Raw genomic sequence first — 25744 nt, 5'->3', positions numbered from 1 at the left:
ATTTGATCGGGGTGAACCGTCAACTCAGGTTTGACTCAGGTCCCTCTGTGGGAGCGAGCTTGCTCGCGATGAGGCCCTAACAGGCAACACCTGAACCAGCCCCCATACCACCTCGAAAAACAGGAAAACCCACAACACCGCATTGGCCCCATGAAGCAATGCATACAGCATCCAGGTCGCAAACAAAAACCGCCCCACCGCGTCATAACGCCCATACAGCGGCTGCGGATCCCGAATTCGCAGCACCGCCCACACGCAGACAATCGAGCCCAGCAAATTCACCATCAGCAGATGCGCCGGCGCAAACGGCGGCAGCTCTCCAGGCAGGTCAAATAGCCGGGTCATGCTCATCAACACACCATGCAACGCCGCAAAGCTCCACGGCGTGGCCAGCACGGCCGACACGATAAGGTCGTACCAGGCGCTGCCGCGCACCACCCGGCGGTATTGCATCGAAGTCCACATACACTTTGCTCCAGATAATTGGGGGAGCGAAGAGGCTAAAGCCTGGGGTATGCTCCAAGGTCAAGTCCTCTGGAGCTCCACAATGCGCATCGGTGAATTAGCCCAGGCCTGCGCCGTCAGTCGAGACACCCTGCGTTTCTACGAACAGCGGGGCCTGATCGCGGCGCAGCGCAGCGCCAACGGCTATCGCCACTACCCCGCCGATATGGTGCAACTGGTGCTCTACATCAAGACGGCCCAGCGCCTGGGCTTTACCCTGAGCGAAATCGGCAACAGCGTCGCCGCCCTGTGGCAGGCGCAGGACCCTGACTGCGCCGTAGCGCAATTACTGCAAGACAAACTGAACCTGATCGAAACCCGCATGACCGAACTCGACGCGTTGCGTCACGAGCTGAGACAACGGCTCGGGCAACGTTGTCCATTGAACCCGTGACCTTTTTCTTTCAAGGATGCCCCTCATGACTTCGGCAAGAAACGCATTGATCATCGGCGCCTCCCGGGGCCTGGGCCTCGGTCTGGTGAAGACACTGCTCAGCGATGGCTGGAACGTGACCGCCACCGTGCGCAACCCGCAGAACGCCGAGGCATTGAAGGCGCTGGGCCCGGTGCGGATCGAAAAGCTCGACATGGACGATCAGCAAGCCGTCATCGCCCTGAGCCAACAGCTCAAGGGCGAGACCTTCGACCTGCTGTTCGTCAACGCCGGCGTCAAAGGCCCGGACAACCAGAACCCGGGCGGCGCGACACTGGCGGAAGTCGGCCAGCTGTTCTTCACCAACGCCGTGGCGCCGATCAACCTGGCCCAACGCTTCGTCGGCCAGATCCGCGACGGCAGCGGCGTGCTGGCGTTCATGAGTTCGGTGCTGGGCAGCGTGACCATGCCCGACGCACCGGAACTGGCGCTGTACAAGGCCAGCAAGGCGGCGCTCAACTCCATGACCAACAGCTTCGTCAGCCAACTGGGCGAGCAGACATTGACCGTGCTGTCGCTGCACCCGGGCTGGGTGAAGACCGACATGGGCGGTGAAGGCGCGGACATTGATGTCGAGACCAGCACCCGTGGGCTGATCGACCAGGTCAACGCCTTTGCCGGCAAGGGTGGGCATCACTTCGTCAACTACAAGGGTGAGACGATTCCCTGGTAAACACCCCGATACCCTGTGGAACACCGATAACCCTGTGGGAGCGAGCTTGCTCGCGATGGCGGTCTCACATCCAACATTGATGTCGACTGACCCACCGCTATCGCGAGCAAGCTCGCTCCCACATGTTGATCTCGGCGGGCTCTGGAAAACTGCAACGCAACCTGAGTAAACTCCGCACCTCGCCCTATCCAACGGGCGACCCTGGATCAGCAGACAGGGCATCACTGAGCTGGCTAACCTGAACCCACTTTCAGAGGAGCCGGCCACCATGCCTGCGACCCGTACCTGGTTAAAAAATCCCCTCGCCATTTTCACCGCCAACGACCTCGATGCCCGTGGCGGTCTCGTCCTGCAGGACGGTGTGATCGTCGAACTGCTGAGCGCCGGCCAGACACCCGCCCAGCCCTGCGACCAGATCTTCGACGCCCGCGAGCATGTGATCCTGCCGGGGCTGATCAACACCCATCATCACTTCTATCAGACCTTGACCCGTGCCTGGGCGCCGGTGGTGAACCAGCCGTTGTTCCCGTGGCTGAAAACCCTCTACCCGGTGTGGGCGCGACTGACCCCGGAAAAACTCGCCCTGGCGAGCAAAGTGGCCTTGGCCGAGTTGCTGCTGTCGGGCTGCACCACGGCGGCCGACCACCATTACCTGTTTCCCCAGGGCCTGGAAAATGCCATCGATGTGCAAGTGCAAAGTGTCCGTGAACTGGGCATGCGCGCGATGCTGACCCGCGGTTCCATGAGCCTGGGCGAGGCTGACGGTGGCTTGCCGCCGCAGCAGACCGTGCAGCAGGGCGAGGTGATTCTCGCCGACAGCCAGCGCTTGATCGCCGAGTACCACGAGCGCGGCGACGGCGCGCAGATCCAGATTGCCCTGGCACCCTGCTCACCTTTTTCGGTCACGCCCCAGATCATGAGCGCCAGTGCCGAACTGGCGGAGAAGCTCGACGTACGCTTGCACACGCACCTGGCCGAAACCCTCGATGAGGAAGCGTTCTGCCTGCAACGCTTCGGCCTGCGTACTGTGGATTACCTGGACAGCGTCGGCTGGCTCGGTCCGCGCACCTGGCTGGCCCACGGCATTCATTTCAACCCGGATGAAATCGCCCGTCTCGGCGCCGCCGGCACCGGCATCTGCCATTGCCCGAGTTCGAACATGCGCCTGGCATCGGGCATTTGCCCGACCCTGGAACTCACCGCCGCCGGCGCTCCCGTGGGCCTGGGCGTCGACGGTTCGGCGTCCAACGACGCCTCGAACATGATCCTCGAAACCCGCCAGGCGCTGTACATCCAGCGCCTGCGCTACGGCGCGCCAGCGATCACGCCGGCGCGCGTACTGGGCTGGGCGACCCGGGGCTCGGCGCAATTGCTCGGGCGCAGCGACATCGGCGAACTGGCCGTGGGCAAGCAGGCCGACCTGGCACTGTTCAAGCTCGATGAGCTGCGTTTCTCCGGCAGCCACGACCCGGTCTCGGCCCTGCTGCTGTGCGGCGCGGACCGGGCGGATCGGGTGATGATCGGTGGGCAATGGCGGGTGATCGACGGACAGGTCGAGGGGCTGGACCTGAAGGGGTTGATTGCCGATCACAGCCAGGCGGCACGGGAGTTGATCGCCGGCGCCTGACCCCACCCTAAAAAACCTGTGGGAGCGAGCTTGCTCGCGATGGCGCCAGATCAATCAACATCGATGTTGAATGTCCGGCCGCTATCGCGAGCAAGCTCGCTCCCACAGTGGGGATTGTGTTGGGTCTAGAGGCCCAACAGCGACAACATGATAAACGTCGCGAACAACACAAAGTGGGTCATGCCTTCGATGGCATTGGTTTCACCATCGTTAAGGTTGATCGCGCAGACGATCAGGGTAATGAAGATCATCACCGTCTGCACCGGGGTCATTGCCATCTGGAAGGGTTGGCCGGTGTAGAGGGCCATGGCTTCCATCACGGGCACGGTGAGGATCACGGTGGACAGCGAAGCCCCCAGCGCGATGTTCACCACCGACTGCATGCGATTGGCGAGGGCCGCACGCAGGGCGGTGAGGATTTCCGGCGCGGCGGAGATCGCGGCCACCAGGATCGCCGTGACCACTGGCGGCGCGCCCGAGCCTTCCAGCCCCAGGTCGATGGCCTTGGACATGACTTCGGCCAGGGCGCCGATCACCACCACGCCAAACACCAGTGCGCCGATGGAAAGCGTCAGGCTGATGGGTTCCGGCTGGTTTTCCACCGGTTCTTTCTTGCGGCGCTTTTCCGGGTAGCTGTAGCTGAAAAAGTAACTGTGGGGCCCGACCTGCATGCGCAGGAACAGGGTGTACAACACGATCATCGCGCCGATGGTGAAGGCCGAATAGGTTTTCCAGCTCTCCTGGGGAATGAACTCCGGCACCACCATCGACACGCCCATGGCCGTGAGAATCATCACGCTGTAGGTGCGCGCCGAATCGTCGTTGTAGACCTGCTCGCCATGCTTGATCCCGCCCATCAGCGCCGCCAGCCCGAGGATGCCGTTGATGTCGAGCATCACCGCCGAGTAGATCGTGTCCCGCACTAACGTCGACGACGCTTCGTTGCTCATCATGATCGCCAGGATCACCACTTCCACCAGCACCGCCGACAAGGTCAGGATCATGGTGCCGTAAGGATCACCGACCTTTTCCGCCAGCAGCTCGGCGTGATGGGCCACGCGCATGGAGGCCGCGACGATGAAACCGATCAGGACCAGGCCGCCGATCAATGCCACCAACTGCCCGCTGCCCAACAGCCAGTGCTCCAGCGGATAGGCGATACACGCAGCGACCAGCGCCAGCAACAGCAGTTTTTCTTGCTTGATCAAAGTGAGCATCGCGGACCTGTCACCGTGAGCGGGGTCATGAGTTACTGACTGTAGGGGGCGGCGAACGTTTCGTTCGGTGTGATGCACCAGGGGGTGGCGAGTGGCTGGCAGGTGCACCTTTATCGATCTGGAGGGCCTCATCGCGAGCAAGCTCGCTCCCACAGGTATTACGTTGCTCGAACTGTGGCGAGGGAGCTTGCTCCCGCTCGGTTGCGCAGCGTCCGTAAAAACCGGGGGCCGCTGCGCGCCCCAGCGGGAGCAAGCTCCCTCGCCACATAAGATCTTGGCGATTAGTTGTCTTGTTGGTCAGCATTTTGCATTGACGCTGCACAGCCAACCTCACAACAAAATGGAGTTCGAGTTCATGCACAAACGCCCCTTGAAGCAATTGCTTTGCGCCGTCGTCGCAGCCGTCGGCCTGGGAACCGGCCTGAATGCCAGTGCCGCCGACCCGCTGAAGGTCGGCTTCGTCTACATCGGTCCGATCGGCGACCACGGCTGGACCTATCAGCATGAACAAGGGCGCAAGGAGCTGGCGGCGAAATTCGGCGAGCAGATCACCACCAATTACGTGGAAAACGTGCCGGAGGGGGCCGACGCCGAGCGGGTGATCCGCAACATGGCCAAGGACAAGTACGACCTGATCTTCACCACCTCCTTCGGCTACATGAACCCGACGCTGAAAGTCGCCAAGCAATTTCCCAAGGTGATCTTCGAACACGCCACCGGCTACAAGCAGGACAAGAACCTTGGCACGTACCTGGCTCGCACCTACGAAGGCCGCTACGTCGGCGGTTTCCTCGCGGCCAAGATGACCAAGACCAAGAAGATCGGCTACGTCGCCTCCTTCCCGATCCCGGAAGTCATCCGCGACATCAACGCCATCCAACTGGCCCTGAACAAATACAACCCCGGCACCGAGATCAAGGTGGTGTGGGTCAACTCCTGGTTCGACCCGGGCAAGGAAGCGGACGCCGCCAACGCGCTGATCGACCAGGGCGTGGACGTGGTGTTCCAGCACACCGACAGCCCGGCGCCGATCCAGGCCGCCGAACGACGCGGCGTCTATGCGGTGGGCTACGCTTCGGACATGGCTCACTTCGGTCCCAAGGCGGTGTTGACCTCCATCGTCAACGACTGGGGCCCGCATTACATCCAGGCGACCCAGAGCGTGATCGACCACAGCTGGAAATCCCAGGACTACTGGGGCGGCCTGAAGGAAGGCACGGTGAAACTGCCGATCAGCGACTTGGTGCCAGCAGCGGTCAAGGGCGAAGCCGAGCAGATCATCGCCGACATCGAGAACGGCACCTTCCACCCGTTCACCGGCCCGATCAAGGACCAGGCCGGCGTGGAGAAAATCCCCGCCGGCGCGAGCGCCACCAACGCGGAACTGGCGTCGATGAATTATTACGTCGAAGGCATGAAGGCTGAGATCCCGAAATAACCTTCAGGCAAAACGCATAACCCTGTGGGAGCGAGCTTGCTCGCGATGGCGGACTGATCTTCAGCATCAATGTCGACAGACAAATCGCTATCGCGAGCAAGCTCGCTCCCACATGGGTCCGCATCCAAATCCAGGAAAGTAGTATGAACAGCCTGCCCATCATCGACATCAGCCCGCTCTACGGCGATGAGCCCGACGCCTGGCAAGCCGTCGCCGGGCACATCGACCGCGCCTGCCGCCAGTGGGGCTTTTTCTATATCAAGGGTCATCCCATCAGCCCTGCGCGCATCGCCGAGGTACTGGGTAATGCCCAGCGCTTCTTCGCCCTGCCCGTCGAAGAAAAACTCAAGATCGACATCACCCAGACCCGCCACCATCGCGGTTACGGCGCCGTCGCCACGGAGCAACTGGACCCGACCAAGCCCAGCGACCTGAAGGAAACCTTCGACATGGGCCTGCACTTGCCGGCCGATCACCCCGAGGTGCTGGCGGAAAAACCCCTGCGCGGCCCCAACCGGCACCCTGACCTGAGCGGCTGGGAAACCTTGATGGAGCAGCATTACCGCGACATGCAGGCGCTTGCGCAAACGCTGCTGCGGGCGATGACCCTGGCCCTGGGCATCGAGCGGGACTTTTTCGACACGCGTTTCAACGAGCCGGTAAGCGTGCTGCGCCTGATCCACTACCCGCCCCGCGACACCGCCAGTTGCGCCGAACAGCAAGGTGCCGGGGCACATACCGACTACGGCTGCATCACCCTGCTCTACCAGGACGCCGCCGGCGGCCTGCAAGTACGCAACGTCAACGGCCAGTGGGTCGACGCGCCGCCCATCGACGGCACCTTCGTGGTCAACCTCGGCGACATGATGGCGCGCTGGAGTAACGACCGTTACCTGTCGACGCCGCATCGGGTGATCAGCCCGCTGGGGGTGGACCGTTATTCGATGCCATTCTTTGCCGAGCCGCACCCCGACACGCTGATCCAATGCCTGCCCGGTTGCCAGGACGACGCCCACCCGCCAAAGTACCCGACCACCACCTGCGCACAATTCCTGCTGTCGCGCTTCGCCGACACCTATGCTTACCGACGGGAGCCCCACGCCGTGTAGTGGATCAGCCGGTCAGGTTTTACCCGACAGGGCGGCCAGCCCCTGTAGAATGCCCGCCATCGATTCGCTGATGAGAAAAGACTATGTACGACTGGCTGAACGCCCTGCCCAAGGCTGAACTGCACCTGCACCTGGAAGGCTCGCTGGAGCCCGAACTGCTGTTTGCCCTGGCCGAACGCAACAAGATCGCCCTGCCATGGAACGACGTCGACACCCTGCGCAAGGCCTATGCCTTCAACAACCTGCAGGAATTTCTCGACCTGTATTACCAGGGCGCCGATGTGCTGCGCACGTCCCAGGATTTCTACGACCTGACCTGGGCCTACCTGTTGCGGTGCAAGGCGCAGAACGTGATCCACACCGAACCGTTCTTCGACCCGCAGACCCACACCGACCGTGGCGTGCCGTTCGAAGTGGTGCTCAACGGCATCGCCGCCGCCCTCAAGGACGGTGAGCAGCAACTGGGTATCACCAGCGGTTTGATCCTGAGCTTCTTGCGTCACTTGAGCGAAGAACAAGCCGAGAAAACCCTCGACCAGGCCTTGCCGTTCCGCGATGCCTTCGTGGCCGTGGGCCTGGACAGCTCGGAGATGGGCCATCCACCGAGCAAGTTCCAGCGCGTATTCGACCGGGCGCGCAACGAGGGCTTCCTGACCGTCGCCCACGCCGGTGAAGAGGGTCCACCCGAATACATCTGGGAAGCCCTGGACCTGCTGAAGATCCAGCGCATCGACCATGGCGTGCGAGCCATCGAAGATGAACGGCTGATGCAGCGGATCATCGACGAGCAGATTCCATTGACCGTGTGCCCGCTGTCCAACACCAAGCTGTGCGTGTTCGACGACATGTCGCAGCACAACATTCTCGACATGCTCGAGCGCGGCGTGAAGGTGACAGTGAACTCCGACGACCCGGCGTACTTCGGCGGCTACGTCACCGAGAACTTCCACGCCCTGCACACCCACCTGGGCATGACCCAGGACCAGGCCAAGCGCCTGGCGCAGAACAGCCTGGATGCGCGGCTAGTAAAACCCTAAAGCCGACAATCAATCCTGTGGGAGCAAGCTCGCTTCCACAGGTTTTGATCGCCTGCAAATCCACGGTTGGACGCAGATCCAATGTGGGAGCGAGCTTGCTCGCGATGGCGGCGTATCAGTCGACATCGATGTTGGATGCCGGACCGCTATCGCGAGCAAGCTCGCTCCCACAGGGGTTAGTGTTTAGTCGGCGACGGGCGCTTCGCTCAACTCCTCCAGCGTCTTGCCCCGGGTTTCCATCCCGAACACCCAGACCACCCCCGCCGCCACGGCGAAGCACAGCGCGCCCAGGGCGAACACACCGCCCTGGCCGGTGATGGGAAACACCAGGCCGGTCACCAATGGGCCGAGCAGCGAACCGATACGACCCACCGCCGAAGCAAAGCCCGAGCCGGTGGCCCGCGCCGAGGTGGGGTACAGTTCCGGCGTGTAGGTGTAGAGCACCGCCCACATGCCAAACAGGAAAAATTGCATCAGCAACCCGGTGCCGATCAACAGGCCGACGTTGCCGCCAAACACCGCGCTCTGCCCATACAGAAACGCCATCGCCCCGCCGCCCAGCAACGTGATGATGCACACCGGCTTGCGTCCCCAACGCTCCACCAGCCAGGCCGCCATCAGGAAGCCGGGAATCCCGCCCAGGGAAATCAGCACGGTGTAATACACCGACTGGGTCACGGCGAACCCCGACTGCTGCAACAACGCGCTGAGCCAGGACGTCAGGCCATAGAAACCGAGCAAGGCGAAGAACCAGACGCTCCAGATCATCATCGTGCGCTGGCGATACAACGGCGACCAGATCTGCGCCAGGGCCGAAAAGAAATTGCCCGGCGTGCTCTCGACCCTTGGCAGGCGGATCGGCTCCGGCAGGTCGCGCCGTCCCAGCGAGGCCCGGACCTTGTCTTCGATTCGCTTGAGCACCACGTCCGCTTCGTCACCCCGACCGGCCTGCTCCAGCCAGCGCGGCGACTCGGGAATGAAGAAACGAATCGCCAGGACAAACACCGCCGGTACCGCCAGCACCAGGAAGATGTCGCGCCAGCCGATCACCGGCAGCAGAAAATACGACAGCACGCCCGCCGCCACGAAGCCCAGCGGCCAGAAGCCGTCCATCAAGGCGATGTAGCGCCCTCGACGCTTGGCCGGGATCAGCTCCGAAAGCATCGACTGGGCAATCGGGAACTCCATGCCCATACCAATGCCCAGCAGAACGCGAAACAGCGTCAAGGTCTCCACGTCCTGGGCGGTGGAGCACAAGTAACTGGCAATGCCCCACAACACGATGCTCCACTGGAACACCGGCTTGCGCCCGAAACGATCGGCCAGCATGCCCGACAGCGACGCCCCCAGCACCATGCCGAAGAAGCTGGAGCTGGCGAGCAGACCGGCCTGGGCGGTGCTCAGACCGAATTCGGTTTTGATCGAGCCCAGCAGGAACGTCATCATCGCCAGGTCCATGGAGTCGAAGAAAAACGCCAGGGCGATAATGATGAAAATCACCCGGTGATACCCGCTGATGGGTAACCGCTCCAGGCGTTCCGCCGCGCTGTAACCGTGAATGTCCATGCTGCCTCCCCAATCCAATGATTTCCCCGGACCGAGTGTGCGCGAACCTTACGGGTGGCGATTGCTGAATACGACCTGTCGACAGCCCTGAGCGACGCGCCAGGAGCGTTGCCTAAAAGGCCATCTCCACGGCGTCCTGCCGGGCGAACCGGTGGATTTCCTGCTGGCCGAGGGTCGTCACCTGCAAGGCCCGCGAATCGTTGGGCAAGGTCAGCCAACCCGACTGCATGAACAGTTGCAGCAACGCCGCCCCCAGCGCGCCACCCAGATGCGGACGCCGCTCGCTCCAGTCCGGGCAAGGGCAGGCGACACGAGCATTGCGATGGGCCAGGGCCTGGATGAACAGGCCACGCTCGGCCAATTGATTGGCCCCCTTGTGCGTGACGATCACCCGTTGCTCGAACTGCTCGATCCACCCGGCGTCGAGCAGGCGCTGGTAGAGGTCGGCCGCCAGGGTTCCCCCCAGGTGATCGTCGCACAGCCTGGCCCGCATCAACGAAGCGGGGGCCGACGGGGCCTTGGTCGGCATGACCCGGCGCTTGAAGACATCCGGAATCTGCCGTGGCGTACTGACCAGGGTCGCGCTGGCCAGCGCTTCGACGGCCGCGCCGATTTCAGGCGCGGCCAGGCGGAAAAACCGCTTGCGGCCCCGGGCTTCGACTTTCAACAGGCCTCCGGCGGACAGGCGCCCCAGGTGCGCATTGGCCGAGGACGGCGACAACCCGGCGAGCAACGCCAACTCCTCGGCCTGGCGGGCCGTGCCGTCCATCAAGGCCCACATCATTGCGCTGCGCTTGGGGTCAGCCAGCAGCGTGGCGATCTGGCTGATGCAAGGTGCATGTTCCATGTATTCACTCCCTGTTGAATCATTCGTCTACTGCTCTGGCGCAGGCGGTCGCTAGTATAAGCGCGACGATCGAGCTTTCCTGTCCTCCGGAAACCTTTGGAGGCGATTGTTCATGAGGGAAAAGTCTCTATTTGCGCGCGACTAATGGCCGGCCTCCGTCGGGAGTGGAAATCGAGCCGTCAACTCACCGCAGCGGGCCTGGAGCATGTCCCGCAAAAGATTGATGGGTTTGCTCAATTGCGCCCGATGGGCACACAGCAGATTGAGGGGCGCGCGTTCGCATCGCAGGTGCGGCAAGAGGATTTTCAAACGCCCGGCCAGCACATCGGTGGACACATCCAGCCACGACTTGTAGGCAATCCCGGCCCCCGCCACCGCCCAGCGGCGCACCACGTCGGCGTCGTCACTGAAACGGTCGCCGCTGACGGTGAGGCTCACCTCCCGTTTGCCGTCATGAAAACCCCATCGGTCATGGACCCGGCTGCCCAGCATGTACAACAGGCAGTTGTGCTGGGCCAGTTGTTCCAGCTGATGAGGTTCGCCCTGGCGCGCCAGATAATCCGGCGATGCACACAGCACCCGACGGTTATCCGGAGCGACGGGCAAGGCCACCAGGCTCGAATCTTCCGGCTCGCCATAACGCAAGGCGATGTCCACCGGCTGCTTGAACAGGTCGGCCATGCGGTCACCCAGTAGCAATCGCACCGTCAGCCCCGGGTGCTCGCGCTGGAACGCATCCAGCCAGGGCAACAGCAAGTTGCGTCCCAGGTCCGACGGCGCGGACAACTGCAACACCCCGCTGACCTGATCCTGGCCGCTGGTCAACAACCGCCGCCCTTCGTCAAGGCTGCTCAACGCGGCCCGGGCATATTCGAGAAAACCCTCGCCTTCGGCGGTCAGGCGCAGGCTACGAGTGGAGCGGGCCAACAGCCGGGCGCCAAGGTGCTGCTCGATCCGTTTCAACGCGGCACTGGCCACCGCCGCCGACAGGTCCATGACCCTGGCCGCGGCCGACAGACTGCCCAGGTCCGCCGCCCGGACAAACAATTGCAAGTCATCGAAGCGAAGCATGACGCGTCCATTATCAAAAAAGCATTGAAAGAGCCTGTTGTTTTAGCCGGTTTTATCTCGGCGATAAATAGCTAAACATGGCCTTCAACGAAACTCACTTCACGGAGCCGCTTCATGAAAGCCATCGCCTACTACCATTCGTTGCCCATCACCGACCCACAATCGCTCCAAGACATCGAGCTGCCGGAACCGGTCGCCGGTCCCCGGGACCTGCTGGTGGAGGTCAAGGCCATTTCGGTCAACCCGGTGGACACCAAGGTCCGCCAGAACGTCCAGCCCGAAGATGGCGTCGCCAAGGTGCTGGGCTGGGACGTGGCCGGCGTGGTCAAGGCGGTAGGCAGCGAGGTCACGCTGTTCAAGGCCGGGGACAAGGTGTTCTACGCCGGTTCCATCGCCCGGGCCGGTGGCAACAGCGAACTGCACGTGGTGGATGAGCGCATTGTCGGCCACATGCCCAAGACCCTCGGTTTCGCCGACGCGGCGGCGCTGCCATTGACGGCCATCACCGCCTGGGAATTGTTGTTCGAGCGCCTGCACATCCAGGAAGGCCGGGACGACCAGGGCCAGAGCCTGTTGATCGTCGGCGCCGCGGGCGGCGTGGGCTCGATCCTGACGCAACTGGCCAGCCAACTCACCGGGCTGAAGGTGATTGGTACCGCGTCCCGGGCGCAAACCCAGGAATGGGTGCGCAGCCTGGGGGCCGACCTGGTGATCGACCACAGCCGCCCCTTGAGCGAAGTATTGAAAGAAGCGGGCCAGCCCCAGGTGACTCACGTCGCCAGCTTGACCCAGACCGACCAGCACCTGGACCAGTTGGTCGAGGCTCTCGCGCCCCAGGGCAAACTGGCGCTGATCGACGATCCCAAGGTGCTGGACGTGACCAAGCTCAAGCGCAAGAGCCTGTCGTTGCATTGGGAGTTCATGTACACCCGCTCGCTGTTCGAAACGGCTGACATGCTTGAACAGCACAAACTGCTCAACCGTGTGGCTGCGCTGATCGACGCCGGCACGCTGAAGACCACGGTGGGCGAGCATTTCGGCACCATCAACGCCGAGAACCTGCGCCGGGCCCATGCCTTGCTGGAAAGCGGCCAGGCCAAGGGCAAGATTGTGCTCGAAGGCTTCTGACTGCACTGGGCAGTAGCCCTGCAAACAATCCTGTGGGAGCGAGCTTGCTCGCGATGGGGCCAGGTCAGGCAACATTGATGTCGGCGGGTCCACCGCTATCGCGAGCAAGCTCGCTCCCACAGGTGTTGCATCAACCTGGAACTGCACCGTCAGTCCGAGAATTGATCCTTGTCACAATTGCGATCGCATTCGGGTCTACACTCGAGGCCTTTGCAACGTAATCTTTTCGTGAGGAGGTCAGCAATGAAGATCCTGATAAAAGAAGTGGCAAAATCCCAATGGCAAGTGCGTCTTGACCAGCACGTCGTCACCTTCCGTACCGAGGCCGAAGCCCAGGCATTCGCCACGACTTTGCAAGCGCGGATCCACGCGCCCCATCGTTTCCCCGAACAGCAGCAGCGCGCAGCCGGCTGAGTCAGCCCTTGCGACTGGCCTGGGCCAATGCCCGGGCATTTTGCAGGCGACGGGTCAGCATCGCTGCGCTCACCACCAACAGCCCGCAAAGGCTGATGACCAGCGCCATTGGCACGGCGGTGCCGTCATGCAGCGCCGCCACCAACGCGGCTGCCCCGGCGGCTACGGAAAACTGCAGGCAGCCGAGCATCGCCGAAGCGCTGCCGGCTCGCGCGCCTTGCCCGTTCATGGCGCAGGCCGAGGCATTGGGAAGGATGCAACCCAGGCTGGCGATGCAGATAAACAGCGGGATCAGCAGCGGCCACAACTGCGCAGGCTGCAATGAGCTGACGGCCAGCAGACTCAGCCCCGCGCCCAGGTAGACCCATACCGCGCGGCTCAGCAGGAACGCCGGGCCGCGCTTGGACAGCAGCCGGGCGTTGACCTGGGCAACCAGGATGAAGCCCGCCGCGTTGGTGCCGAACAGCCAACCGAAATGTTCGGCGGGCACGCCATAAAGCTTGATGAATACAAAAGGCGAACCGGCGATGTAGGCAAACATCCCAGCGATAGCGATGCCCCCCGTCAACGCATGACCGAGATAGACCGAATCGGTCAGTAACCGGCCGTACTGGCGCAGGGCACCCGACAAAGGGGGGCGAGGCACATGGTCCGGCAGGCTTTCCGGTAGCCATAAGGCCACGGCCGTCGCCGCCAGTGCGCTGAACACGGTCAGGGCGATGAAGATCGATTGCCAGCCGTGCAGGTTCACCAGCAACCCGCCCAGCATCGGCGCGAGAATCGGCGCCAGGCCCATCACCAGCATCAATTGCGAAAACACCTTGGCCGAGCCCACCGCGTCGCATTTGTCGCTGACCACCGCCCGGGAAATCACCATCCCGGCGCATCCACCCAGGGCCTGGACGAAGCGAGCGCCGATCAGCCATTCGAGGTTCGGCGCATAGGCGCAGGCCAGGGACGCCAGGGTGAACAGGCCGACGCCGGTCAGCAGCGGAATGCGCCGCCCGAAGCGATCCGCCACCGGCCCATAAGCCAGTTGCCCGATGGACAAGCCGAGGAAATAGGCCGCCAGGGTCAGTTGGATATGTTTTTCGTCAGTTCCAAAGGCCGTGGCCATCGCCGGAAAGGCGGGCAGATAGAAGTCGATCGCCAAGGGACCGAAAGCGCTCAAGGCGCCAAGAATCAGAATGATACGGAGGTTCATCGGGCGTCCCGCTCAGGCGTCGTTCGACAGCCCGACAGTCTAGCCGTGCCGGGCGCGCTTGAACATTCCGATAGGTCGCTAACGATTAAAAAACTTCAAGCAGGGCTGACCTCATAGCCCTCCTCCTGGATGGCCGCGAGCACGGCATCGGCCGCTAATGAGCTCTGGACCCGGACGGTCTTGGCACCCAGGTCGACTTGCACATCGGCCGCCGGGTCCTTGGCCTGGACAGCCTGGGTGATGGCCTTGACGCAGTGACCGCAGGACATGCCCTGGACCTTGAATGTTTGCATGAGATGACTCCTTGGGATTGAGGTTGACGCCAGTCTCAAGCTTGCCATCATGGCAAGGTCAAGTTCTGACAAAAACTGCCGGGCTGGCAATCGCCATCGCCCTCAGCCAAGCTGCACACATCAAGGATTTCACACCGGAGGTTCAGCCATGCGCTGGTCAGCGTTCAGCCTGTTTTGCATGCTCGGTTTTTCAGCGGTGGCGCCCCAGGCATCGGCCGCCGGCGAAGACTATGGCGTGGTGATCATTTCCCGCGAGCGCCTGGAGGTGTCGACCAGTTGCGAAATCGGCATCTACATCCAGGATCAGCTCTCGGCCAGGCTGTTCCAGGAGCAAAGCACCTCGTTCAACCTGCCGCCGGGCCAGTTTTCCTTGCGCATGAAATTACTGCCCGGGCAGGCGCCGGGTTGCAATCCGGGCATGCTCGCACCAGGGTCGCAGAACATCACCCTCAAGGCCGGCGACATCTTGAAGTTCCGCATCGCCATGACCCAGGAAGGCATGTACCTCAAGCCGACCGGCCTCGGTTACTGACACACCACTCATCTTTGTGGCTGCGAGCCCCTGTGGGAGCGAGCTTGCTCGCGATGACGGCCTGACATCAACATTGATGTCGACTGACCTACCGCTATCGCGAGCAAGCTCGCTCCCACAGGAGATTGGCGCTTGACCTTGCCAACATGGCAAGGTTGATCCTGTAGTCATTCACTACAGAGAGCCTGACCGATGTCCGAATCCACTACGTTCGATCTACCCATTGCCGGCATGACCTGCGCCAGCTGCGCCGGGCGGGTCGAGCGGGCCTTGAGTAAAGTCGCCGGTGCCAGCGCCGTCAGCGTCAACCTGGCGACGGAACTGGCGCGTGTCCAGGCCCCCGAAGGCAGCCTGCCGGCCTTGAAGCAGGCCGTCGAACAGGCGGGCTATAGCGTTCCCGTGCACACCCTGGAACTGAACATCGAAGGCATGACCTGCGCCTCCTGTGTCGGCCGGGTCGAACGTGCCCTGGGCAAGGTCGACGGCGTGAACAGCGTCAGCGTCAACCTGGCCAACGAGCGCGCCCACCTCGAACTGCTCGGCCAGGTGGATGCGCAAAACCTGATCGACGCGGTCAAGCGCGCCGGCTATGACGCCACGGTCTGGCAGGCCGAACAGGCCACTGACACGCAGAGCAAGCGTCTGAACCGTGAACGCCTGGCACTGGTGCTGGCGATTCTGCTGTCGGTGCCGCTGGTGCTGCCCATGCTGCTGGAGCCGTTCGGCGTGCATTGGATGCTCCCGGCCTGGGTGCAATTCGCCTTGGCGACGCCGGTGCAATTCATCTTCGGTGCGCGTTTCTACGTCGCCGCCTTCAAGGCCGTGCGGGCCGGTGCCGGGAACATGGACCTGCTGGTGGCCCTGGGCACCAGCGCCGGCTACGGCTTGAGCCTGTATGAATGGGTGAGCGCCCGTCCCGGCAGCATGCCGCACCTGTATTTCGAGGCCTCGGCCGTCGTGATCGCCCTGGTGTTGCTCGGCAAATACCTGGAAAGCCGCGCCAAGCGCCAGACCGCCAGCGCCATCCGCGCCCTCGAAGCCTTGCGCCCGGAACGGGCGATCCAGGTGATCGAGGGCCAGGAGCGGGACGTTGCCATCAGCGCCCTGCGCTTGAATGACCTGGTGCTGGTCAAGCCCGGCGAACGCTTCCCGGTAGACGGCGAAGTGCTGGAAGGCCAGAGCCATGCCGACGAAGCGCTGATCAGCGGCGAAAGCCTGCCGGTGCCCAAGCAACCCGGCGACAAGGTCACCGGCGGCGCCATCAATGGCGAGGGCCGGCTGCTGGTCCGCACGCAAGCCCTGTGGACCGAAACCGTCCTGGCACGCATCATCCGCCTGGTGGAAGATGCCCAGGCCGCCAAGGCGCCGATCCAGAAACTGGTGGACAAAGTCAGCCAGATCTTCGTACCGGTGGTGCTGGTGCTGGCCCTGGTGACGTTGATTGGCTGGTGGCTGTACGGTGCGCCACTGGAAACCGCGCTGATCAACGCCGTTGCGGTGCTGGTGATCGCTTGCCCCTGCGCCTTGGGCCTGGCAACCCCCACGGCGATCATGGCCGGCACCGGCGTGGCTGCGCGCCACGGGATTCTGATCAAGGACGCCGAGGCCCTGGAACGCGCCCATGAAGTCACGACCGTGGTGTTCGACAAGACCGGCACCCTGACCTCCGGCACGCCGCGCATCGCCCACTTGACCGCCCTGGACGGCGATGAAGATGCGTTGCTGAAAATGGCCGGCGCGCTGCAACGCGGCAGCGAACACCCCCTCGCCAAAGCAGTACTGGACGCCTGCGCCGAGCGTGGCCTGGATGTGCCAGATGTCAGCCACAGCCAGTCCCTGGCCGGACGCGGCATTGCCGGCAGCCTCGACGGGCGCCGCCTGGCCCTGGGCAATCGGCGTCTGCTGGACGAACTGGGCCTGAACCCCGGCTCGCTGGCCGAAGCCGCACAGGCTTGGGAAACCGAAGGCCGTACGTTGTCCTGGCTGATCGAACAAAGCGCGACGCCGCGGGTGCTGGGCCTGTTCGCCTTCGGTGACACCCTCAAACCCGGCGCTCTCGCCGCCGTACAGGCCCTGAATGAACAGCACATCGCCAGCCATCTGCTCACCGGCGACAACCAAGGCAGCGCCCGGGTGGTGGCCCAGGCGCTGGAGATTTCCAATGTCCATGCCGAGGTCCTGCCAGCGGATAAATCCGCCATCGTCCAACAATTGAAGCGCCATTCGGTGGTGGCGATGGTGGGCGACGGCATCAACGACGCCCCGGCCCTGGCTGCCGCCGACATTGGCATTGCCATGGGCGGCGGCACCGACGTGGCGATGCATGCCGCCGGCATCACCCTCATGCGCGGCGATCCGCGACTGGTGCCGGCGGCGCTGGATATCAGCCGCAAGACCTACGCCAAGATCCGCCAGAACCTGTTCTGGGCGTTCGTCTATAACCTGATCGGCATTCCCCTGGCGGCGTTCGGTTTGCTCAATCCGGTGTTGGCCGGCGCGGCCATGGCGCTGTCGAGCGTCAGCGTGGTGAGCAATGCGTTACTGTTGAAGTTCTGGACACCCAAGCAGTTGGAGGACAAGCGATGAACATCGGCCAAGCGGCCCGCCAGAGCGGCCTGAGCGCGAAGATGATCCGCTATTACGAATCCATCGGCCTGCTCAAGGCTGCCCATCGCACCGACAGTGGCTATCGGATCTACGGCACCGATGACCTGCACACCCTGGCGTTCATCAAGCGCTCCCGCGACTTGGGTTTTTCCCTGGAGGAGGTCGGCAAACTGCTGACCCTCTGGCAAGACCGCCAACGCGCCAGCGCCGACGTCAAGGCCCTGGCCCGGCAACACATCGAAGAACTGAACCAGAAAATCCGCGAACTGGCCGAACTGCGCGACACCTTGCAAGACTTGGTAGAGCACTGCCACGGCGACCACCGCCCGGATTGCCCGATCCTCAAGGAACTGGCGTCGGGGTGTTGCAAGAATTGATGCCCACTGCCACTTCCTGTGGGAGCGAGCCTGCTCGCGAGAGCGGAGGGTCAGTTTGCGGTGATGATGGATACCCACAAGGGTTTTGGGAGCGGCACGGTCCTGTGGCGAGGGAGCTTGCTCCCGCTGGGGCGCGCAGCGGCCCCAAAAAAGCGATGAGCGCTGCGCACTCAAGCGGGAGCAAGCTCCCTCGCCACAAAAGCTTCCCAGCCATCACGCCACGGATTGATCCACGGTAAACGCTGTGGTGAAGCGAGCTTACGATAGCGGTGCTTCAGTCACATAGATGCTGGGCTTGCAGACCTCTTCGCGAGCAAGCTCGCTCCCACAGGAGAAACGCGATCCCCCAGAATCAGGTCGGCTCTCAGGCCGCCTCGTGGTGGACGTTGATTTCGGCGCCCCGTTAACCACGATGGCTGAACGAAGGTATTGCGCAGTGGGCAACCCGGCATGGATGCCGGGTTAGCCGCGCTGGGCCATGGATGGCCCTTCGCGGCGGCCCACGGAGCAATGCCTTCGTTCAGGCATGCCGAGCCTAAGCGAGGCACCGAGTGGTGGGGCAGAAGCGTTTTGGTTACTTTTGCGCTTTTCAAAAGTGACCCGCTGTAAGAGCGGAACCATAAGCCGCCGTTACGCAAAAAACGGATCTACATACAAAACGACCAGACACCGAGCTTTCTAAAAAACCCAAAAAAACGGCGCTTCCCATTTCTGAAAGAAGCGCCTTTTTTTCTAAGTGAACAGCATTACGGCCATTGGCCGGTTTTCTGTTCAACCGATCATTGCATCCACGGTGGCGGTGGCTCTTCGGCCTTGCCGGGTGGCGCATCGTCGGCGGCGCGGACGGCCTGGCGGCGTTCTTCATCCAGGCGGGCCGCCTCGATTTCACGCATGATTCCACCGACATCCGCCAGTTCTTCCGGCTCGTCGAACTCACCGGTCAACACGCTGGCCGGGTGCAGGGTGCCGGCTTCGTACAGCGCCCACATTTCCTTCGCGTACTTGGTGCGCTTGAGCTCCGGGGCAAACCGGCCGAAGTAGGACGCCATGTTGCCCACGTCCCGCTCCAGCATGCTGAAGGCATGGTTGTTACCCGCGGCATCCACGGCTTGCGGCAGGTCGATGATCACCGGCCCCGTTGGTGTCAGCAGCACGTTGAACTCCGACAGGTCACCGTGCACCAGGCCGGTACACAACATCAGCACGATCTGGGAAATCAGATAGGCGTGATATTCACGGGCCTGGTCCGGCTCCAGCACCACATCGTTCAGGCGCGGCGCCGCATCGCCGTACTCGTCGGCCACCAGCTCCATCAGCAGCACGCCTTCAAGGAAGTCGTACGGCTTGGGCACGCGCACACCCGCGCTCGCCAGGCGGAACAGGGCCGCCACTTCGGCATTCTGCCAGGCGTCCTCGGTTTCCTTGCGGCCGAACTTCGAGCCCTTGGCCATGGCCCGGGCCTGACGGCTGTTGCGCACCTTACGGCCTTCCTGATACTCGGCCGCCTGACGAAAACTTCGCTTGTTCGCCTCCTTGTAGACCTTCGCGCAACGTAGCTCGTTGCCGCAGCGCACCACATAAACAGCTGCTTCTTTACCACTCATGAGTGGGCGCAGCACCTCGTCGACCAGACCGTCCTCGATCAGGGGTTCAATGCGTTTTGGAGTCTTCATCAGCTTTTATTGTGGGTCCTTTATTACCAAACACGCGAATGACAGTCGTTATACGGCAATCCTTCCTCCACGGGGAGGGGTTGCCGACCTATGAACCGGTGATGCACACAATGTGCCGGATCAATCGACCACGCCGAATCATAGCCGAGACCGGACCTGACACTGGAAATTGAATACGCAGGTATTTGCGACAAGAGCTGACAGTCATGTCTACCGCCGTCGTAGGCCAGTGCGGCGGCTCAATGCTTGAACAACTCCCCCGGGGTATACCCGAACATCCCCTTGAACGCGGCAATGAATGCGGACGTTGAATCATACCCACAGGACAACGCGGCGCTGGTGACGCTATCGCCCTTCTCCAACGAGCCCAGGGACGACAACAAGCGCATGCGCTGGCGCCAGGCACGAAAGCTCAGGCCGGTCTCACGCTGGAACAGGCGCATCAGGGTTTTTTCCGACGTGCCCAGACGTTCAGACCAGGCTTGCAAGGTGACGTTCTGCTCGGGTTGTCCGATCAATTCGTTACACAACGCCAGCAAGCGGGCATGGCGCGGCAGCGGCAGGGAAAATCCCACTTCCGGCAACGTCGCCAACTGATCCAGCAGCACCTGCACCAGCCGTTCTTCCTGGGTATCGCCTTGGGGATAATCGACCGGAAGCTGACAGAACACCTTGATCAACTCACGGGCCAGCGGCGTGACTTCCAGCACCCGACAACGCTCGTCGGCCCAGGGGCAGGCGTGGCGATGCACATACAGGCTGCGCATTTCCGCCCGGGTTGAGGTCACCACCTGATGTTCCAGGTCGGCCGGGATCCAGATGCCCCGTTGTGGCGGGGCGAAGAAACTGCCGGCGGCGGTGTGTACACCGAGAACGCCGCTGATGGCATAGGAAAACTGCACCCAGTCATGACGATGGGCTTGCGTCCAGGAACCGGCGCTCAAGCTTTCGACACGGGCGTACAGCGGCCTCGGCAATTGCGCCAGGTCGGGGATGCGTCGTTCCAGCTGCTGGTGTCCGTTAGGCGGCATTGATTGGCCTTATGTCGCAAGACGACTGATGAGGGCGACGTTAGGCTAAGTCGACTTTTCTTACAACATGCGGTGCCCTATGCATATCTTCAGACACCTCAAACGCATGGTGACCGACTGGTTCCTGTGCGGCATGGTGCTCGCCACGCTGCTGGCGTACTTCTTTCCAACCTTTGGTGCCACGGGCGGTGCCATGCATGCCGAATGGGTGGTCAACATCGGCATCTTCGTGGTGTTCTTCCTGCACGGGGTCAACCTGTCCGGCGAGCAGATCCGCCACGGCCTGAAGAACATCCGGCTGCACGTGATGGTGCAGGCTTTCACCTTTGGCGTATTTCCGTTGCTCTGGGTACTCAGCAACTGGCTGCTGGGCAGCCATGTGCCGGCGCTGCTGATGCTGGGGTTCTTCTACCTGTGCGCCCTGCCCTCGACGATTTCTTCCTCGGTGGCCCTGACCGGCAGTGCGAAAGGTAACGTGCCGGCGGCGATTCTCAACGCGAGCCTGTCCAGCGTGCTGGGGATTTTCCTGACCCCGTTGCTGGTCAGTTTCGTGGTCGGCAGCGGCGCCGGTGGCATCGACCTGGGTTCAACCTTGCTCGACCTGTGCATGATGTTGCTGCTGCCGCTGGTGCTGGGGCAGTTCCTGCGGCGTTGGCTGGCCGGCTTTTTCGGTCGGTATAAACGCTACACCAGCATCATCGACAAACTGGTGATCCTGCTGCTGGTCTACGCAGCCTTCTGCAACTCGATGGTGTCCGGCATCTGGCGCCAGCAAGGCAACGGCGTGTTGCTCAGCGCAGTGCTGGGCAGTGCCGTGCTGCTGGCAATCATTCTGTGGGCGACCACCCGCACCGCCCGCGCCCTGAAATTCAGCAGCGCCGACGAAGTCGCCGCAGTGTTCTGCGCCAGCAAGAAATCCCTCGCCGCCGGGGTGCCGATGGCCGCATTGATTTTCGGCAACCACCCGGGCCTGGGGCTGATCCTGTTGCCAATCATGATCTATCACCCGCTGCAGTTGATCGTCTGCTCGATCCTGGCCGAGCGCTACGCCAGCCGGCACAAAGAACTGTCGTCCCGCCAGGATGGCGCGCTTCTCAACGCTCGATAATCGCCGTCACACCCTGGCCGGCGGCGGCGCAGATGGAAATCAACCCGCGACCTCGCCCGGCGGCATCCAGCAACTTGGCGAGGTTGGCGACAATGCGCCCGCCCGTGGCGGCAAACGGATGCCCGGCGGCCAGGGAACTGCCCTTGACGTTCAACCGGCTGCGGTCGATGGACCCCAGCGGTGCGTCAAGCCCCAGGCGGCTCTTGCAGTAGTCCGGGTCTTCCCAGGCCTTCAGCGTGCACAACACTTGGGCGGCGAACGCTTCGTGGATCTCGACGTAATCGAAGTCCTGCAAGGTCAGGCCGTTGCGCGCCAGCAAGCGCGGTACGGCGTAAACCGGGGCCATCAACAACCCTTCGGCGCCATTGACGAAATCCACCGCCGCCGTTTCACCGTCGCGCAGGTACGCCAGAATCGGCAGGCCCCGGGCCTTGGCCCACTCTTCGCTGCCCAGCAGCACCAACGAGGCGCCATCGGTCAGTGGCGTGGAGTTGCCTGCGGTCATCGTGCCCTTGGCACTTTTTTCGAAGGCTGGCTTGAGGGAGGCGAGTTTCTCCAGGGTCAGGTCCGGGCGCAGGTTGTTGTCCCGGGTCAGGCCGAGGAATGGTGTCATCAAATCGTTCTGCCAACCTTCGGCGTAGGACGCGGCCATTTTCTGATGGCTTTCCAGGGCCAACTGGTCTTGGGCCTCCCGGGGGATCTGCCAGGTCTGGGCCATCAATTCACAGTGCTCGCCCATGCTCAGGCCGGTGCGCGGTTCGTTGATGCGGGGTAAATTCGGCATCAGGTGCTGGGGGCGCAATTGCAGGAACGCCTTGATTTTCTCGGCGGTGGTCTTGGCGCGATTGGCTTGCAGCAGGATCCTGCGCAACCCTTCACTGACCGCGATCGGCGCATCCGACGTGGTGTCGACACCGCCGGCAATGCCGCTGTCGATCTGGCCCAGGGCAATCTTGTTGGCCACCAGCAGCACCGTTTCAAGCCCTGTGCCACAAGCCTGTTGTACGTCATAGGCCGGCGTCATCGGTGACAGCCGCGAACCGAGCACGCATTCGCGGGTCAGGTTCGTATCCCGGGAGTGCTTGAGCACCGCACCGGCAGCCACTTCGCCGATGTGCAAGCCATGCAGGTTGTAGCGTTCGATCAGCCCTTCGAGGGCGGCCGTCAACATCGCCTGGTTGCTGGCAGTGGCATAGGGCCCGTTGGAGCGGGCAAAAGGAATGCGATTACCACCGATGATCGCGACGCGGCGCAGTTGTGTCATGAAGAACTCCCCGTGTAGGTCTGAATGTGCCCATCACCTTGTGAAACTCAACCGATCACCTGTGGGAGCCGAGCTTGCTCGCGATGAACGATGACGCGGTCTACCTGAAAAACGTGGTGTCTGCATCGCGAGCAAGCTTTGCTCCCACAGGGGGGCGGTGCCCTGGAAAAAACGTTCCCGCTCAAGCTTAGGCTTTATCTCGCCGATCGAACGACTGATTGCCAATCATGGTCCACACTTGGAACCTCATCAGCCGGAGTGTGTTCCATGTCTGACCGTTATATCGACTTCGCCAATTCGCCCATTGGCCGGCGCATGGTCGGGTCCCTCGGCCTGCCCACGCCGGTACGCCTGGAACGCTGGCAGGCCGGGCGGCTGCGGCCGATCGAAGGCGCACTGCTGCTGGGCGGCGGGCCATTGACCGAACAGATCGGCACGTTCGCCAAGCGCCTGACCGACAGCATTTTCATCTACGGCGGCGAACCGACCCTGGCCACCGAGTGGATCCCCGGCCACGGCCCGAAAATCAAGGCGGTGGTGTACGACGCCAGCCATTTGGTGCAGGCCGACCAGCTCAAGCAGCTGCGGGAATTTTTCCAGCCGCTGATGAAAAACCTCGACCACAGCGCCCATGTCGTCATCCTGGGGCGCGCGCCGGAAAGCCTTGGCGATCCGTTCGCCGCCAGTGCCCAGCGGGCGTTGGAGGGTTTCAGCCGTTCCCTGGCCAAAGAGTTGCGCCACGGCGGGACGCTGCAACTGTTGTATGTCGGCGATGGTGCCGAAGCCCAGTTGGAAGGCGCCCTGCGGTTTTTCCTGTCGCCCAAGAGCGCCTTCATTTCCGGGCAGGTCATTCGCCTCAACGCCTGTGACACCCAGGTCCAGGACTGGACCCGACCGCTCACGGGGCTCAAGGCGCTGGTCACTGGCGCAGCCCGCGGGATCGGCGCCTCCATTGCCGAAACCCTGGCCCGCGATGGCGCCGACGTGATCCTGCTGGACGTCCCCCAGGCCAAGACCGACCTCGACGCCCTGGCGGCACGCTTGAGCGGGCGCAGCGTCACGCTGGATATCTGCGCCGAAGATGCCGCCGCCCAGTTGATCGAGCACTTGCCCAACGGCGTCGACATCGTGGTGCACAACGCCGGCATTACCCGGGACAAGACCCTCGCCAACATGACTCCGGAATTCTGGGACGCCGTGCTGGCCGTCAACCTCAACGCCCCGCAAGTGCTGACCAAGGCCCTGCTCGACAGCGGCACCCTGCGCGACAATGGTCGGGTCGTCCTGCTGGCGTCCATCAGCGGCATTGCCGGCAACCGTGGGCAGACCAACTATGCGGCGAGCAAGGCCGGGCTGATCGGCTTGGCCCAGGCCTGGGCGCCACTGCTGCAACCCCGGGGTATCAGCATCAACGCCGTGGCGCCGGGCTTCATTGAAACCCGCATGACCGCCGAGATCCCCTTCGCCTTGCGCGAGGCCGGGCGGCGCATGAGTTCCCTGGGCCAGGGCGGCCTGCCCCAGGACGTCGCCGAAGCCGTGGCCTGGCTCGCGCAACCGGGCACAGGCGCCGTGACCGGGCAGGCCCTGCGGGTATGCGGGCAAAGCCTTTTGGGAGCATGACCATGACGATCCAATGGCATGAGGTCAGCAGCCCGCCATCCATGTCCGGGCTCTATTCAAAAGCGGCGACGCGGCGCAAGGTCACCGGAACGACCTTGCCCGAGGAAGGCCTGCGCCAGGTGCTTCAGGTCGACCCGCACCGCCTGGCGGCCTATCGCAAAGTGTGCGGTTTCGTTGATAACGGACTGCTGCCGCCAACCTATCCCCACGTCTTGGCGTTCGCCCTGCAGATGCAATTGCTCACGGGCCGGGACTTTCCATTTCCGCTGTTGGGGCTGATCCATTTGAGCAACCGCATTCGTGTGTTGCGGCCCATGGGCGGGGTCGGTCAGGTGCGGGCCAGCGTCCATGTCGAGAATCTGCAAGCCCACCCCAAAGGCGCGGTATTCGATCTGGTGACTTGCCTCGATGATCAATTGGGTCCGTTGTGGGAGGCCCGGAGCCAGATGCTGTGCAAAGGCGTCCAGCTTGACGGTGCGCTCGTGGACGAATCACCTCAGGCCAGCCTGCCATTGATTGAAGTCGCGCGCTGGACCGCACCGGCTGACATCGGCCGGCAATACGCCAAGGTTTCCGGCGACTACAACCCGATTCACCTGAGCGGCATCAGTGCCCGGTTGTTCGGCTTCCCCACCGCCATCGCCCATGGCCTGTGGAACAAGGCCAGGACCCTGGCGGCGCTGGATGACCACCTGCCCGAGGCCAACATCGAGATCGATGTGACCTTCAAGAAACCGGTGCGCCTGCCCAGCGAAGTCACCCTGCTGTCCAGTGCGGCGGGTTCCAGTGGGCAACTGCAACTGGTGGGCGCCGGGGCGCTGGAGCATATGGTGGGCGAGTGGCGGCCGGTGACCTGAGCAGAACTTGCCTACCCATCCCCTGTGGGAGCGAGCTTGCTCACTATGGCGGTGGATCAGCTTGCCTCAGGGTTGAATGGGCCGCCGTCATCGCGAGCAAGCTCGCTCCCACAG

Annotated in this window: 24 protein-coding genes; 14 read left to right on the top strand and 10 right to left on the bottom strand. The window is 62.8% G+C overall.

Going from position 1 to position 25744, the window contains the following annotated elements:
* Window positions 1-24: 24 nt before the first annotated feature.
* On the bottom strand, window positions 25-465 hold the full coding sequence (locus AC515T_RS03610; protein WP_496531467.1) for a hypothetical protein: 441 nt from the start codon (window positions 463-465) through the stop codon (window positions 25-27).
* Between the two features lie 82 nt (window positions 466-547).
* Between AC515T_RS03610 and AC515T_RS03605 the strand changes: the two genes are divergently transcribed.
* The 3 genes from AC515T_RS03605 to AC515T_RS03595 all read left to right on the top strand — a co-directional run bounded on the left by AC515T_RS03605 (window position 548) and on the right by AC515T_RS03595 (window position 3237).
* On the top strand, window positions 548-898 hold the full coding sequence (locus AC515T_RS03605; protein ID WP_496531466.1) for a MerR family transcriptional regulator: 351 nt from the start codon (window positions 548-550) through the stop codon (window positions 896-898).
* Between the two features lie 25 nt (window positions 899-923).
* Window positions 924-1610 carry an SDR family oxidoreductase gene (locus AC515T_RS03600; RefSeq protein WP_207283525.1) on the top strand — a complete coding sequence of 229 codons (687 nt, stop codon included), beginning with the start codon at window positions 924-926 and terminating at the stop codon, window positions 1608-1610.
* Window positions 1611-1878: 268 nt separating this feature from the next.
* The gene (locus tag AC515T_RS03595; protein WP_496531465.1) at window positions 1879-3237 is read left to right on the top strand and encodes an 8-oxoguanine deaminase; all 1359 of its coding nucleotides are present in this window, start codon (window positions 1879-1881) and stop codon (window positions 3235-3237) included.
* A gap of 125 nt (window positions 3238-3362) precedes the next feature.
* Here AC515T_RS03595 and AC515T_RS03590 read toward each other — a convergent pair whose 3' ends face one another.
* Window positions 3363-4454, bottom strand: coding sequence for a calcium:cation antiporter (locus tag AC515T_RS03590; protein ID WP_496531464.1), 1092 nt, complete (start codon window positions 4452-4454; stop codon window positions 3363-3365).
* A gap of 355 nt (window positions 4455-4809) precedes the next feature.
* Between AC515T_RS03590 and AC515T_RS03585 the strand changes: the two genes are divergently transcribed.
* The 3 genes from AC515T_RS03585 to AC515T_RS03575 all read left to right on the top strand — a co-directional run bounded on the left by AC515T_RS03585 (window position 4810) and on the right by AC515T_RS03575 (window position 8038).
* The gene (locus AC515T_RS03585; protein ID WP_496531463.1) at window positions 4810-5892 is read left to right on the top strand and encodes a BMP family ABC transporter substrate-binding protein; all 1083 of its coding nucleotides are present in this window, start codon (window positions 4810-4812) and stop codon (window positions 5890-5892) included.
* Between the two features lie 143 nt (window positions 5893-6035).
* Window positions 6036-7001 (top strand): 2-oxoglutarate and iron-dependent oxygenase domain-containing protein, encoded by a 966-nt coding sequence (locus AC515T_RS03580; protein ID WP_496531462.1) that lies wholly within the window; start codon window positions 6036-6038, stop codon window positions 6999-7001.
* 83 nt (window positions 7002-7084) lie between these two features.
* Window positions 7085-8038, top strand: coding sequence for an adenosine deaminase (locus AC515T_RS03575; protein ID WP_496531461.1), 954 nt, complete (start codon window positions 7085-7087; stop codon window positions 8036-8038).
* A 183-nt stretch (window positions 8039-8221) separates the two neighbouring features.
* Here AC515T_RS03575 and AC515T_RS03570 read toward each other — a convergent pair whose 3' ends face one another.
* The 3 genes from AC515T_RS03570 to vimR all read right to left on the bottom strand — a co-directional run bounded on the left by AC515T_RS03570 (window position 8222) and on the right by vimR (window position 11522).
* A complete protein-coding gene (locus AC515T_RS03570) occupies window positions 8222-9604 on the bottom strand; it encodes an MFS transporter (protein ID WP_496531460.1) in 1383 nt (460 codons plus the stop codon).
* A 112-nt stretch (window positions 9605-9716) separates the two neighbouring features.
* Window positions 9717-10451: an ArsR/SmtB family transcription factor gene (locus tag AC515T_RS03565; RefSeq protein WP_496531459.1), complete on the bottom strand. Its 735-nt coding sequence runs from the start codon at window positions 10449-10451 to the stop codon at window positions 9717-9719.
* 141 nt (window positions 10452-10592) lie between these two features.
* Window positions 10593-11522 carry a transcription regulator VimR gene (gene vimR / locus AC515T_RS03560; protein ID WP_496531458.1) on the bottom strand — a complete coding sequence of 310 codons (930 nt, stop codon included), beginning with the start codon at window positions 11520-11522 and terminating at the stop codon, window positions 10593-10595.
* A gap of 114 nt (window positions 11523-11636) precedes the next feature.
* On the opposite strand from vimR, the gene AC515T_RS03555 reads away from it, so the two are divergent.
* Window positions 11637-12650: a zinc-binding alcohol dehydrogenase family protein gene (locus AC515T_RS03555; RefSeq protein WP_496531457.1), complete on the top strand. Its 1014-nt coding sequence runs from the start codon at window positions 11637-11639 to the stop codon at window positions 12648-12650.
* A gap of 243 nt (window positions 12651-12893) precedes the next feature.
* Entirely contained in the window at window positions 12894-13064 is a 171-nt protein-coding gene (locus AC515T_RS03550; protein ID WP_170866862.1) for a hypothetical protein, read from the top strand.
* Window position 13065: 1 nt separating this feature from the next.
* Here AC515T_RS03550 and AC515T_RS03545 read toward each other — a convergent pair whose 3' ends face one another.
* Window positions 13066-14268, bottom strand: a complete 1203-nt coding sequence (locus AC515T_RS03545; protein WP_496531456.1) for a multidrug effflux MFS transporter — start codon at window positions 14266-14268, stop codon at window positions 13066-13068.
* A 95-nt stretch (window positions 14269-14363) separates the two neighbouring features.
* Window positions 14364-14561, bottom strand: a complete 198-nt coding sequence (locus AC515T_RS03540; protein ID WP_496531455.1) for a heavy-metal-associated domain-containing protein — start codon at window positions 14559-14561, stop codon at window positions 14364-14366.
* A gap of 148 nt (window positions 14562-14709) precedes the next feature.
* Here AC515T_RS03540 and AC515T_RS03535 point away from each other — a divergent pair, with 148 nt between their 5' ends.
* The 3 genes from AC515T_RS03535 to cueR all read left to right on the top strand — a co-directional run bounded on the left by AC515T_RS03535 (window position 14710) and on the right by cueR (window position 18077).
* Entirely contained in the window at window positions 14710-15093 is a 384-nt protein-coding gene (locus AC515T_RS03535; RefSeq protein WP_496531454.1) for a hypothetical protein, read from the top strand.
* Between the two features lie 192 nt (window positions 15094-15285).
* Entirely contained in the window at window positions 15286-17679 is a 2394-nt protein-coding gene (locus AC515T_RS03530; RefSeq protein WP_496531453.1) for a heavy metal translocating P-type ATPase, read from the top strand.
* Entirely contained in the window at window positions 17676-18077 is a 402-nt protein-coding gene (gene cueR, locus AC515T_RS03525; protein WP_496531452.1) for a Cu(I)-responsive transcriptional regulator, read from the top strand. Before AC515T_RS03530 ends, cueR begins: the two co-directional genes overlap by 4 nt.
* Before the next feature lie 779 nt (window positions 18078-18856).
* Here cueR and AC515T_RS03520 read toward each other — a convergent pair.
* Together AC515T_RS03520 and AC515T_RS03515 are read right to left on the bottom strand one after the other, a co-directional pair.
* Window positions 18857-19750, bottom strand: a complete 894-nt coding sequence (locus AC515T_RS03520; RefSeq protein WP_079301706.1) for a PA4780 family RIO1-like protein kinase — start codon at window positions 19748-19750, stop codon at window positions 18857-18859.
* A 239-nt stretch (window positions 19751-19989) separates the two neighbouring features.
* On the bottom strand, window positions 19990-20781 hold the full coding sequence (locus AC515T_RS03515; RefSeq protein WP_496531451.1) for an AraC family transcriptional regulator: 792 nt from the start codon (window positions 20779-20781) through the stop codon (window positions 19990-19992).
* Window positions 20782-20860: 79 nt separating this feature from the next.
* On the opposite strand from AC515T_RS03515, the gene AC515T_RS03510 reads away from it, so the two are divergent.
* Window positions 20861-21889, top strand: a complete 1029-nt coding sequence (locus tag AC515T_RS03510; RefSeq protein ID WP_496531450.1) for a bile acid:sodium symporter family protein — start codon at window positions 20861-20863, stop codon at window positions 21887-21889.
* On the opposite strand, the gene AC515T_RS03505 is transcribed toward AC515T_RS03510, so the two are convergent.
* Window positions 21876-23153 (bottom strand): acetyl-CoA C-acetyltransferase, encoded by a 1278-nt coding sequence (locus AC515T_RS03505; protein WP_496531449.1) that lies wholly within the window; start codon window positions 23151-23153, stop codon window positions 21876-21878. The two genes, AC515T_RS03510 and AC515T_RS03505, sit on opposite strands and share 14 nt — an antisense overlap.
* A gap of 267 nt (window positions 23154-23420) precedes the next feature.
* Between AC515T_RS03505 and AC515T_RS03500 the strand changes: the two genes are divergently transcribed.
* Both AC515T_RS03500 and AC515T_RS03495 read left to right on the top strand, forming a co-directional pair.
* Entirely contained in the window at window positions 23421-24773 is a 1353-nt protein-coding gene (locus AC515T_RS03500) for a 3-oxoacyl-ACP reductase (RefSeq protein ID WP_496531448.1), read from the top strand.
* A 2-nt stretch (window positions 24774-24775) separates the two neighbouring features.
* Entirely contained in the window at window positions 24776-25630 is an 855-nt protein-coding gene (locus AC515T_RS03495) for a MaoC family dehydratase (protein WP_496531447.1), read from the top strand.
* The last annotated feature ends 114 nt before the right edge of the window (window positions 25631-25744 follow it).

The sequence above is a fragment of the Pseudomonas sp. FSO-7 genome (assembly GCF_059579345.1).
Note: the sequence above shows the minus strand (reverse complement) of the source record. Positions and strands in the feature narration are given on the sequence as shown.